The following is a 12552-nucleotide window of genomic DNA, read 5'->3' on the forward strand; positions in this document are numbered from 1 at the left end:
GTCATCAAGCCCTGAAACACGGATAGGCGGCACCCTTACCTGCGCGCTATACGCCCTGACTTCGTCTCCTGTTCCACTGAATTCCTTCTCGCCAGGTATGCGAAGTTTGGTCCGTTGTTTCGCCATGGTAGCGGAAGCACGAGAGGCTCTTTCGGAACCGACCGAGATGAGGCCCGTGCGCTCGCGGAAAAGGGCTGGGCTCCCATTGCCGAAAGGAGTGCGGGCGTCAGAATGGGAATCCTGAATCGAGGTCGCCGGGGCCGGAAGCCTGGGTAAGCGCCCCGTGCGTCCGTACCGAGGTCGATGCGTCCGGTCGATTCGGCATCGGTTCCGTGCCCTAAACGGGCAAGCGGGGTGGCGGAGGCGGCAACGTTTCAGAGGGGGGGAACATGCGACGGGGGAACTTTCCATGGCAGAGCGCTCCGGTTCGACGATGAGACTCGAGGCCCTCAAATGGCGCTGCATCGGGCCGCCGCGCGGCGGCCGCGTCGTCGCCGTCGCGGGTGACCCGGAAGATCGCAGCGTGTTCTATTTCGGCGCCTGCGCCGGCGGTGTCTGGAAGACGGCCGACAGCGGCACTTATTGGCGTTGCGTGAGCGACGGGTACCTCGGCTCGGCCTCGATCAGCGCACTCGCCATCGCTCCCTCGGATCGCAACGTGATTTATGCCGGCACCGGGGAAACCGCGATCCGGCTCGATGTCTCCTATGGCGATGGTGTGTACAAATCGACTGATGCGGGCCGCACCTGGAGCCATCTCGGTCTCCGCGAGACCCGGTTCATCGGGCGCATCCGCATCCATCCGCAAGACCCCGATCTCGTCTATGTCGCCGCGCTCGGCGATGTGTTCGGCGCGAACGAGGAACGCGGGGTATTCCGATCAGAGGACGGCGGAAAGACCTGGAGCAAGGTGCTCTATCGAGATGCCAATTCGGGCGCCGTTGATTTGTCGATGGACCCGAACAATCCCCGCATCCTCTTTGCGGCGTTCTGGCAGACGCGCCGGAACTTCTGGAACCTGTCGAGCGGTGGGCCGGGAAGCGGCCTCTTTCGCTCGAAAGATGGTGGCGACACCTGGACGGAGATCTCCCGGTATCCGGGTCTGCCGGCGAGTCCCCTCGGCAAGATCGGCGTTGCGGTGTCGCCCGCCCGCGCGGGCCGCGTCTGGGCGCTCGTGGAGACGGACGCCGAGAAGACGGGACTCTACCGATCGGAGGATTACGGCGAGAGCTGGGCGCTCGTCTCGTCCAATCGCGACCTCATGCATCGGCCCTGGTACTACACGCATGTCTTCGCCGATCCCTGCCACGGCGAGACGGTCTACGTCGCCAATTTTCAGCTTTGGAAATCGACCGACGGCGGTAGCGGCTTCACAGAGATCCAGACGCCCCACGGCGATAACCATGATCTCTGGATCGATCCTACCGATCCGAACCGGATGGTCGAGGGAAACGACGGCGGCGCCTGCACAAGCTTCAACGGCGGCGAGACATGGTCGTCGATCTACAACCAGCCGACGGCGCAGTTCTATCGCATCGACACCGACAACCAGCATCCCTATCGCGTGTACGGTACGCAGCAGGACAACTCCTCGATCTCAGCGCCGAGCGCCACCGTCTGGGGCGCGATCACCCTCGGCGACTGCACCTATCCCGGCACCGGGGAAAGCGGCTTTATTGCCGTCAATCCCAAAGATCCGAACATCGTCTTTTGCGGCGCGATCGGCTCGAGCCCCGGCGGCGCCGGGGCGTTGCAGCGCTACGATCATCGCACCGGGCAGATCCAACTGGTCAACGTCTGGCCCGAGGAATCGACCGGCATCGCACCCAAGGACATGCGTTACCGCTTCGCCTGGACGTTCCCGATCGTCTTCTCACCGCACGACAGCGGCACCCTCTACGCGGGCGGGAACCACGTGTTTCGCAGCCGCGACGAGGGCATGAGCTGGGAGGAAATATCGCCGGATTTGAGTCTCAACGATAAGAGCCGTCAGGGGCATTCCGGCGGCGACATCACGCATGAAAGCGCCGGGGCGGAGGTGCACGCGACATGCGCGTCGCTCGCCCCATCGCCGCACCTGCGGGAGGAGCTCTGGGCTTCGACCGACGACGGGCTCGTTCATGTGACGCGAGACGGCGGCAAGAGCTGGCAGAACGTCACGCCGCCCGACATGCCGGAGCTCGCGTATGTTGGGTGCGTCGAGATCTCGCCGCACGACCCGGACACGATCTATCTCGCGGCGACACGCTACAAGCTTGCGGACTACCGTCCGTACTTGTTCCGCAGCACCGACGCCGGGCGGCGGTTCGAATCGATCAACGGCGATTTTCCAAAGGATGAGATCACCCGCGTCGTGCGTGCGGACCCGGTGCGCAAGGGACTGTTGTTCGTCGGTACCGAGACCGGCGTTTATTTCACCCTGAACGACGGGCGCAGCTGGATGCGCATGGGCGGGGGCCTGCCGATCGCGCCGGTCTACGATCTGAAGATCAAGGGGGCGGATCTGGTCGCGGGAACCCACGGCCGCTCCTTCTGGATCTTGGACGATATCACACCACTCAGAAGCTTCGTCGAGGGCAAAGAGGGACGTCGCCTCTTTGAGCCGCGCACGACGGTTCGGAACAAGCTGCATTTCGGTGCCCTGCGAGGTCTCCGGCCGAGCGGCGTCGCGTTCGCGGTCGCCCCCGGGGTAGGCGGCGGCATCCGCACGTTTCGCAAGCCGGACGGGACGAGCGGGCGCGAATATCTCGACGTCGGAGAGAACCCACCGAACGGCGCGATCATCTACTACTGGCTGGACGACGGCGTTTCCGGCCCGGTTTCGCTCACGATCCGTGACGCCTCGGGGGCCGCGATCGCGAGCTTCCGCAGCGACGACGGTGCGTTGCCGGCCGCGAAGCGCCCGTCGGTTCGCCCCGGGCTCAACCGGTTCGTGTGGGATCTCAAATATCCGGGGCCCGAGACGCTCGATACAAGCCTCGCTCCGCCGCGCAACAAGCCGCTGGCGGAGCCGGCCGATCCACCGAGCGGGCCCACGGTGGTACCGGGCCGATATCGTGTCGAGATGTCGCTGGATTCGGAGACGATGGCCGCGGAGTTCTCGGTCGTGAAGGATCCGCGCCTTTCGACGACTCCGGAGGCGTACCGCGAGCAGTTCGAACTCTTGCGGGAATTGACGGCATCGCTCGGCAAGGTCCACGGGACGGTCAATCGCATCCGTCGGCTGAAGCAACGGTTTACGGTACTGGCTGCGGGATCGGAAAGTGGCACGCGCGATCTTGTCGCGCAGGCAGGGGCCGTGGTGGAACGGCTGTCGGAGGTCGAAGGCGTGCTCGTGGACGTTCATCGCGAGTCGGATCGCGACGTGCTCCGCAACCCCGCGGGTCTCAATGATACGCTCGTGGACCTGATCAACACTGTATCCGTGGCCGATGCCGCGCCGACGAAGCAGGCGGCGGCCGTTTCGAAAGAGATCATGGCGCGCGTTGATGCCGAGATCGGCAAAGTCGAACGGCTCATCGCAACCGAGGTTGCCGCAGTCAATCGCTTGGCCCTGGAGCGGGCGGTCGAGGCGGCGGGCGGCGGCTGAAGGAGGCAGCTCTCAGCATCTCGGCATCCCTGAACCGCACCGGTTGCCATCAGTGAGACGGGTTAAATGCCCACACGTCGCCATGGCTTTGGCGGTAGGCCGGGATGTTCTTCACTGGGATGTCGCCGTATGCGACTCAGACGACTTAGGAAGAGGACAGGCCGCGGTCTTCCTAAGCCACCCGTCGGGGGTTCTCTTTCCACTACGGTCACCAACGCCGTCGGACACTGAGCGCGCTGTCCCCCGGGGCGGCCGCTCCACAGGTTTAGGTCGATGTGTCTCTCCGAGCACCACCGCGCTGGATTTACGACACTGCTCCTGAACCCGTCGCGCCCCCGGAACGCCTTCGATTGGATGGTCTCGAATATCCACACTCCATCCACCTCTTGACGCAGCCATAGAAGCAGCGATCAATCAACGGCAGGTGGCGGTAGACGACCACCGTAGTAGAGATGGCGGGCCGACGCGTCGGACGATTGGGGGAAGGAGGCGCTGCATGATTGCAAGCGACGCACGTGTACGTATCCGGGAGCTCTCGCACTTCAACGCATTCATCTCGGTGACCGCCGAGGAAGGCGAGGGCCCGGTCGTCGCCGTCAAAGACCTCGTTCGGGTCCGGGGTACGGTCACCACCGGTGGAGGGGCGATTCTGCCAAACATCGTCGACGCGGACGACGCACCGGTAATCGCGCGCATGCGCACCCACGGGTGCGTCGTGGTGGGCAAGGCGAACCTCCATGAGTGGGCGTTCGGCGTGACCAGCGGGAATCCGCACTACGGCGCGGTCCTCAACCCGCGCGACCCGAGGCGGATACCCGGTGGTTCATCGGGTGGATCGGCCGCCGCGGTTGCGCTCGGCATGTGCGACTGGGCGGTCGGGAGTGACACGGGGGGGTCGATTCGGATCCCCGCTGGATTGTGCGGCGTCGTCGGCTTCAAACCGACCGTGGGCACGGTTTCGACCGAGGGCGTGATTCCGTTGAGCCGGAGGCTGGATACGCTTGGGCCGCTCGCGCCCGACGTGCTGTCCGCGGCGCGAGCGCTCGCCACAATGTGCGATGTTCCCGATTTGGTGCCCGAGGCCCCGCGCGTGCTTGGCTCGCTGCGGCTCGCCGTGCCGGCGGGGTGGGTCTCGGATCTCGATGCCGAAACGGATACCGCCTGGCGTCGGGTCGCCGCCCACTTCCCGGAGATCCCGTTTCCCGACCTCGCACAACTCTCCGAGGTGGGTCGGATTATCCTGTTCGCGGAGGCCGCCGCGTACCATCGGCGATGGCTCGAGGAAGATGCGAGCCGCTACGGCGATGACGTTCGCGCACACCTCGAGCGGGGATTGGGCGTATCAGCGGTCGACTACCTCCATGCCTGCGACGCGCAGCCCCTGCTGAGAAAGGAGATGGAGGAGGCCATGAGCGACGTCGACGCCGTTTTGTTGCCCGCCACCGCCGTAGTCGCGCCGCTCCTGGGGACGCCTGAGGTGCGGGGACCGCTTACCCGTTTCACCCGAGCGTTCAACACAACGGGGCATCCCGTGATCACGCTCCCCGTGCCGGGGACGACACTCCCTGTCGGGATCCAGGTGATTGGACACTGGGGGCGTGACGCCGAACTGGTGCGGATCGCTTGGGCGCTTGAGCAGGCGTGGGGTCTTGGAAGAAGGTCATGATGCCACCAACCACGTTGGGGAGTGAACGTAGACTCACCGAACGCACTGGATTCTCAGGAGCAGTGGCGATTCACATCGTTCCTTTCACGATACCCCCATCGACTTGCAGCGTTGTTCCCGTCACGAAACTTGCTCTCGGGGATGACAAGAACACCACGACATCCGCAAACTCCTCGGGTCGCCCGACTCGACCCAGCGGGATTTGACTCGTCCACAGCGTCCGCTCGGCCTCCTCAAAGGGCACCCCTTGGCGATCTGCGTATACCTGGGTCAGGTGCTGAAGCCGTTCCGTCGCGATTGGTCCCGGGCAGACCGTATTGACGAGGATATTGTCCGGCCCGAGTTCGGCCGCCAGCGTCTTCGCCAGCCCGACGACGGCCAGACGCACCGAGTTGGACAGGACGAGGTTGGGTAGTGGTTGTTTGACGGTGAAGGACGTGATGTTGATGATGCGTCCACCGCCGTGACGCCGCATATGCGGCACGACGGCTCGACACAGGCGCACGGTACTCATCAAGTTCGCTGCGATTCCTTCCGCCCAATCGGCTTCGGTTGTTTCTGCGAAGGGTCGCGACGGGGGCCCTCCGGCGTTTGTGATGAGGACGTCGAGGCGTCCCAACTCGGCCACCGCAACCTCCACCAATCGATCGATATCTTCGGTCTTGGCAACGTCTGCCTGTATCGGTGCGACGCCGCTGCCGATTTCCTTCGCTGCGGCTTCGAGCGTACTCAAGTCGCGCCCGCAGATAGCGACACGGGCACGCTCCTGCACGAAGGCGCGGGCGATGGCTTTCCCGAGGCCTCTGCTGGCTCCGGTCACGAGGACGCCTTGCCCTTCAAGCTGGAGATTCACTGTGACCCCTCCCTTCTGTTAGCGCCGCATGACTTGCGATCAACGAAGGCGCGGGCGGATTTCACGAAATCAGGCATCTACCTTGTGCGATATTCAACTTGCTTCGGCCCGTGTCTTCCTCCGACCGGTCGTGTTGAAGAGCAGTCACAGGGAGTGCCCGGTCCATCATAGAATCCGTGTCACGTATCCACACGTGGTCGGATGAGGTCCAGCAATCGCAGGAGGGGGCCATGGTCAAACCGCCGGTGCACCGCCGATTGACGGATATTGAACCTGAAGTCGTGAACCCCGGGATGGTACGGCGCTTGTTGTGGGGAGACCGTCTCATGGCAGGGTACCTGGAGTTTAAGCGAGGCACCTTGGTCCCGGTCCATGAGCACGAAAACGAGCAACTCACCTACTGTATTTCGGGTCTCATGCGGTTCACCTTCCCGGACGGCGATCGCATCGTACATCCGGGTGACGTCCTCCTGATACCCGGCGGGACTCCTCATGGAGCCGAGATGCTGGAGGATACGGTCGAAATGGATTTCTTCAGTCCACCGCGGCGTGATTGGATTCAGAAGACGGACGACTATCTCAGACGATGATCGCCGGTCACGCAACCAATCTTCGTGCTCGTGCCGACCGACGATGTGAGAACACTCCATTTCACCGATCTACGAGCACACGAACCCTAGCTCCAACGCGTGGCCACGTGCAAAACGCGTGGAGAGTCGCAGCATGGCGTTGACCGACGCGCGCGCTCGAGACCCCGTGAGTGCTTCAGTTCGTGGATGTGGATGCGGTGGTGAGGGCGCAAGCCGTGCAAGCCCCACCGGCGCTGCGCGCAACCCGAATTCCAACCCGGAGGAGTCGAAGCTTGTCCCGCGGCGATGACGCATAAGGTCTGGCGTCGCACGGGCGCGACGCTCACAGTCACCGGGGCACCGGTTCCGGTGGCCATTACCATCTGCACCCCGCGCATTGTGCGCATCCGGTTTGGCAACGGCTCTCAGCCGCCCGAGTCGTCGTACGTTCCCGTACGAGAATGGTCGTGCGCCGCATTTACTGAGGAGGCCGGACCCCCGGCATCCATCGCGACGGACGGGATCATGGTGGGTGTCACGACCGATCCGTGGTGCGTGACGTTCGCTGATCGCCTCGGAAACACGCGCGTGTGCTTGCCGCTCGCCGAGCTACAGTGTTCACCAAGGGTGCACGTTCGTCTCGAGGCGACGGACGTGCAGCACTTCTATGGGCTCGGTGAGGGCGGGCAGCAGTTCGATCGACGTGGGGTCACACGCAGATTCTGGAACAATCACGTGAACCACGGGCACGGCGCGGACGTTCCCATCCCGCTTCTTCTGTCGCACCTCGGCTACGGTTTGTTCTTCGACAACGCCCAGCCAGCCGGCGTGACCGTGGGAGGCGGCGACGGCGGGAGATGGGTGGAGTACCGCAGTGTATCGGCGCCGTTGGATCTCTACTATCTCGGCGGCGCCGGCGGCCTTCGGGACGTGTTGGGCGATGTCGCAACGCTGCTGGGCCGGCCGCCGCTGCCGCCGCGCTGGGCGTTAGGTTACCTGCAGTCGACACGCCATTTCGAGAGCGCAGCCGAGTGGTACGGGCTGCTGGCGACGATCCGCGAGAAGCGGCTCCCGTGCGACGGGCTCATCTTCCTGTCCACCTACGGGCAGGCCCTTGGGTGGAACCGCGGCGTGGGGCATCTCGAATGTGAACCGAGGGTGTTGCCGGACCCGGCGACGATGTTCGCGGAGCTGCAGGCGCAGCACTTTCACGCGGTCACGCACGAATATCCGGTGCTGCACCCCGACTCCCCGCTCTATGCTGAGGCGTGCGAGCGCGGCTACGTGCTCGATGCCGGGTATGCTCGCGTGGTGTCGGCCGGGCGCCCGACGGACAACTATCGCGACGGGCAACGCTATCTGGATTTCTCGCGACCGGAAGTGCAGGCGTGGTGGTGGCAGCAGCACCGCCCGCTCGTGAAGCTCGGCGTCGACGGCTGGTGGCTCGACGGCGGGGAGGGGCCTCCCCCAGACGCGTGGCCACAAGGAGGCTCAGCGAGCTTGCACAATCGGTACGACGTCATGCGCCAGCAGGCGTTCGCGGACGGGGAGGGCGTCGACCGTCCCGATCACCGGGTCTTTCTGTTGTGCCGGTCCGGCGGCCCCGGCATGCAGCGCTATGGCGCGGCCTGCTGGTCCGGTGACATCGATGCGACGTTCCCCAGCCTCGAAGCCCAGGCGGCGGTCGGGTTGAACCTGGGCCTGTCGGGTGTGCCGTATTGGGGCACCGACATCGGTGGATTCTACCGGGTGGCGCCGCACTCAAACGAGCTGTTTGTGCGATGGATCCAACTTGGGGCGTTTTGTCCCATTTTTCGGGCCCACGGGCGTGTCTGGCGCGAGCACGTTCCGTGGGCGCATGGGGCGGAGGTGGAAGCGATCTGCCGTGACTACCTCGAATTGCGCTACCGGTTCTTGCCGTACACGTACACGCTGGCCTGGCAGGCGCACCGGCAGGGGCTCCCGCTGATGCGGCCCTTAGTGCTAAACTATCCCGACGATCCCCGCGCGTGGAATCAGGCGAGCGAATATTTGTGGGGAGACGACCTGCTGGTGGTGCCTGTCACCCGCGAAGGGGCGACGCACTGGCCCGTCTACCTGCCCGCCGGCACCTGGTACGATTTTTGGACCCACCAACGCTACGAGGGCCCGCGTGGCCTCACGGTGCCGGCCCCGCTTGATCGGATCCCGCTGTTCGTGCGGGCGGGGGCGATACTGCCTCTCGGCCCGGCGATGCAGTACCATGACGAGATGCCGCTGACGGCGATGACCCTGCTGGTGTATGGCGGCCCTGATTCGTCGTTCAGTCTCTACGAAGATGACGGCGTGACAAGGGCGTATCTCCGGGGCACGTATGCGCTCACAGATTTTGAGTGCGTCTCGAGCGACGATAGTCTCACCGTCCGCGTCGCGGCCCCACGAGGCGAGACGACCGTCGTGCCTCCCGGCCGGTCCTATACCGTGAAAGTCCACTCAGCGCGCCCGCCGCGACTCGTACGGATCGACGGCGTCGGAGACCTGCAGGAACAACGTGCTCCGGGTGGCGCTGGCTGGTGGCGTGACGGCGAGTCGTTTACGTGCGTGCGCGTTCCGGCGCAACCGGCCGTGCTGCGGATCGAGTGGTGACCGTAGCCGGATCTTCGCAGATTCGCCGCTCAAGCCGTGGTCGTGGCGCCGCTACGCCTTCGGGATCCAGACACGCATGGGTCCCTGCTCTCGGTTCGCCCACGCATAATACGGAATGGCTATTAGCTGGGTCGGGCAGCGCATCGCCGGCGGCGCGGACCCCACCGTGCGGTACAGCGGCTTCCCGTCCCAGGAGGACGTATCGAGCTGCGATCCGGTCGCACGCACCGTGGTGACGCCACCCAGCGCGTCGGGGTCCCGCTCGGAGGTCAGCGGCGCGGTGGCGTCGATCGCGAGGTCCGCAACCCGGGCCGAGGGATGGTCTGCTTGCTCGAGACAATAGACGAACGGCCCTCGCTCGATCGCCACACAGTCCCGGGTCGATTCAATCCACGGGTGTCCCTCGACGCACCGGGGGCTGATCGACCACGTCATCTCCACCGTATCCCCGGGCCTCCAGGTGCGAAGCAGCCGGAGATAGCCGGCGGGATCGGGCTCTGCCGCTGCGCCGGTGCCGTTCACCCGAACGATCACATCGGCGCTCTCGCTGGGCGCGCGGAGCGCCAAGGTCCATGGTGCCTCGGTGCCTTCATCGACGACGAGCCGGATGTTCCCCTCCCAAGGGTATCCGCTCTCCGTCCGTAACGCCACACGCCGGCCGGGCGCGATCTCGGTCGCGATGCGTGCCGGTGCATATTGGTGAATCTGGAGACCCGACGAGTCGCGCGTGCCGACGTAGTGCCCCAGCGATGCGAAGAGCCGCATGAGGTTCGGCGGGCAACACGCGACGAGGTGCCAGTCGCGTCGCCGGCACCCGCCTCTGCTGAGGTACTCGTCGCGGCCGTTGCTGGCGAGCGGGTTCACGTAGAAGTACCGCTCTCCGTCGAGGGACATGCCGCTGAGGACGGCGTTATACAGGGCGCGCTCCATGAGCTCCGCGTACCGTGCCTGGCCGGTGGCCAAGAGCATGCGCCAGTTCCACATGACGTTCGCAATGGCGGCGCACGTTTCGCCGTACGCGAGTTCGTTCGGCAGTTCAAAGGGTTGCGCCACGGATTCCGCGAGGTGCCGCGCCCCGACCGCTCCCGTGACATAGAGCTTATGGGTGACGAGGTCGTGCCATTGCCGGGTGAGCGCGTCGAGCAATGCCTGTTCGCCGGTCTCCAGGAAGAGATCGGCGATGCCGATCGCCAGGTACTGCGCGCGTACCGCGTGTCCCTCGAGTTCCACAGCCTCGCGAACGGGAACCCGGTCTTGGTAGTGTGCCGAGCTGTTGTAGCGTCCCGGCCCCAGCCACCCGTGTCCCCGCTGGTCGACGAAGAACAGCGCCAAATCCAGGTACGCGCGGACGCGCGTCTCCCGGTACAGCTCGACGAGGGCCATCTCGATCTCCGGATGACCGGGCGTGGCCACGCGCGTGCCCGGCCCGAAGGTGCCCACGAGATGGTCGGCGAAGCGCCGCGCGATATCGAGCAGCCGCCCGTCGCCTCGGGCGCGGCGGAGGGCCAGCGCCGCCTGAATCAAGTGCCCCGCACAGTACAGTTCGTGGCCGTTTGGGAAGTCGCTCCAACGCTCGCCCGGCCGCGCCACCTGGTAGTAGGAATTGAGATACCCGTCTGGTTGCTGTGCCGCTGCGATCAGCTCGATCAGCGAGGTGATGTCGGAGGCCAGGTCATTCGGCCGGGCGTTCGCGCCCTCGTAGGCTGCCGCTTCGAGCCACTTGTATACGTCTGAATCCATGAACACCGGGCCACGGTACGGGCCGCGCGTGCGTCCGGCCGCGATCCGGAGGTTGTCGAGATTGCCGGCGGTCTCGAGCATGCGGAGGCCGTGCGGCAGCGCCGCGTCTCGGTTAATCGCCTGGCGAGCGCCCCAGAACCCCCCGGTGAGCCTCACAGCGTCAAGTTCCAAGGTCGTCAGTCTCGCCCACGGACTGCGACGCGTGTCGACTGGACCGGCGGCTCGGGTCTCGGATGCAGACGGCATGAACGCCTCCTGTGAGTTGTCCTGTGTGACGATGGGTTTGATGCCCGACACGCGAGCGTGGCGCGCGGGAACGAACCCCCGTTATCGCCGCGATGGGCCGGACGACGATGGCCGGGGCTCGCCGCGTGCGCGCGTTGTCCGTCGGCCGGACGCCACGAATTCGCGGGCTCGTCAGGTCCGCGCTAGATGGCGCGGGGGCGGAGCGATGGCCCCACGGCGGCATCCCGATCGCCCGCCGCAGGACGTGCGTGGGCCGGCACCCCGGCGAGCGGTTCCCCGAGCGTGCTCACACGGTTTGCAACAGCGGACGCGGGACATCGGCCGCGGCGAGGAAGCGAAACACCTCGTCACGTTCCGCTTGATTCAGCCCCCGAAACGGCGGCCGGACCGTGCCGCCGGTCAATCCGACGTATTCCAGGGCTGCCTTCAGCACCGTTTTGCTCGACAACCCCCCGTGCGTGTCTGTCTCCGCTCCGCGGTGGAAGCGTGCGACGAACGGGTACAGCCGCGAGTGATAACGCTCGGCCTCGAGGTACTTCCCAGCCTGGAGCAGCTCCCAATAGCGCAGTTCGTACTCGGGCCACCAGGGGGCGATGCCGGTGATGAAGCCCGCCGCTCCGTGCATGTGTGCCGTGGTGGCCGTATAGCCGGCCGAACTGTCGATGTACGCGATGCGCTCATGATAGCGGTTAAGGATCGTGAACTCGTCGATCAGTTGACCTAGGCCGCTGTGCTTCATCGAAATCACGTTGCGGATCGCGACCAGGCGCTCCATGCAGCGAACGGTGATGCAGGCGTTGATGAACTGTCCGCGCCAGGACTGATCGTACACCATGATCCCGATATCGACGCTCTTGGCCAGGCGGTCGTACCAATCGACGATCGCGTCTTCGTTGAGGGGGTAGTAGAAGGGCGGGGGGCACATGATGCCGACCGCGCCGGCAGCGCGGGCTCGCTGGGCGAGCGTCGCGGCTAGCCGATAGTCGGTCGCGGCAACACCCGCCACGACCGGAATGGTGCCGTCGGCGCCGCGCACCGCGGCGGTGACGACGGCCGTGTGCTCCTCGGGTGACAGCGCGGTATACTCTCCGTCGCCGCACGGCGCGATGAGGAATCCGGATCGCTTCCCAAGCCCATGCTCGGCCATGAATCGCACGTTCCGCTCGATGGCCTGCGTGTCGAGGGAGTAGTCGTCCTTGAAGATCGTCGACACCAATGCGGCCGGTCCGTTCAACTGTGCCTTCACCGCGTCCATGTCCAACAT

7 protein-coding genes are annotated in these 12552 nt (G+C 65.3%); 4 read left to right on the forward strand and 3 right to left on the reverse strand.

Annotated elements, in window-relative coordinates; translation table 11 throughout:
* The first annotated feature begins 409 nt into the window (after window positions 1–409).
* Complete coding sequence (locus tag VKZ50_19375; GenBank protein HLJ61892.1) at window positions 410–3589, forward strand: glycosyl hydrolase; 3180 nt, start codon at window positions 410–412, stop codon at window positions 3587–3589.
* Window positions 3590–4085: 496 nt separating this feature from the next.
* The gene (locus tag VKZ50_19380) at window positions 4086–5255 is read left to right on the forward strand and encodes an amidase (GenBank protein HLJ61893.1); all 1170 of its coding nucleotides are present in this window, start codon (window positions 4086–4088) and stop codon (window positions 5253–5255) included.
* A gap of 70 nt (window positions 5256–5325) precedes the next feature.
* Here VKZ50_19380 and VKZ50_19385 read toward each other — a convergent pair whose 3' ends face one another.
* Window positions 5326–6075 carry an SDR family oxidoreductase gene (locus VKZ50_19385; GenBank protein ID HLJ61894.1) on the reverse strand — a complete coding sequence of 250 codons (750 nt, stop codon included), beginning with the start codon at window positions 6073–6075 and terminating at the stop codon, window positions 5326–5328.
* Window positions 6076–6338: 263 nt separating this feature from the next.
* Here VKZ50_19385 and VKZ50_19390 point away from each other — a divergent pair, with 263 nt between their 5' ends.
* Together VKZ50_19390 and VKZ50_19395 are read left to right on the forward strand one after the other, a co-directional pair.
* On the forward strand, window positions 6339–6698 hold the full coding sequence (locus tag VKZ50_19390) for a cupin domain-containing protein (GenBank protein HLJ61895.1): 360 nt from the start codon (window positions 6339–6341) through the stop codon (window positions 6696–6698).
* Between the two features lie 285 nt (window positions 6699–6983).
* Complete coding sequence (locus VKZ50_19395; GenBank protein ID HLJ61896.1) at window positions 6984–9302, forward strand: TIM-barrel domain-containing protein; 2319 nt, start codon at window positions 6984–6986, stop codon at window positions 9300–9302.
* Window positions 9303–9353: 51 nt separating this feature from the next.
* Here the strand turns inward: VKZ50_19395 and VKZ50_19400 are convergent, their stop codons facing one another.
* Entirely contained in the window at window positions 9354–11288 is a 1935-nt protein-coding gene (locus VKZ50_19400) for a beta-L-arabinofuranosidase domain-containing protein (protein HLJ61897.1), read from the reverse strand.
* Between the two features lie 286 nt (window positions 11289–11574).
* Window positions 11575–12552 carry a dihydrodipicolinate synthase family protein gene (locus tag VKZ50_19405; GenBank protein HLJ61898.1) on the reverse strand — a complete coding sequence of 326 codons (978 nt, stop codon included), beginning with the start codon at window positions 12550–12552 and terminating at the stop codon, window positions 11575–11577.

The sequence above is a fragment of the bacterium genome (genome assembly GCA_035295165.1).
GTDB lineage: Bacteria > Sysuimicrobiota > Sysuimicrobiia > Sysuimicrobiales > Segetimicrobiaceae > JAJPIA01.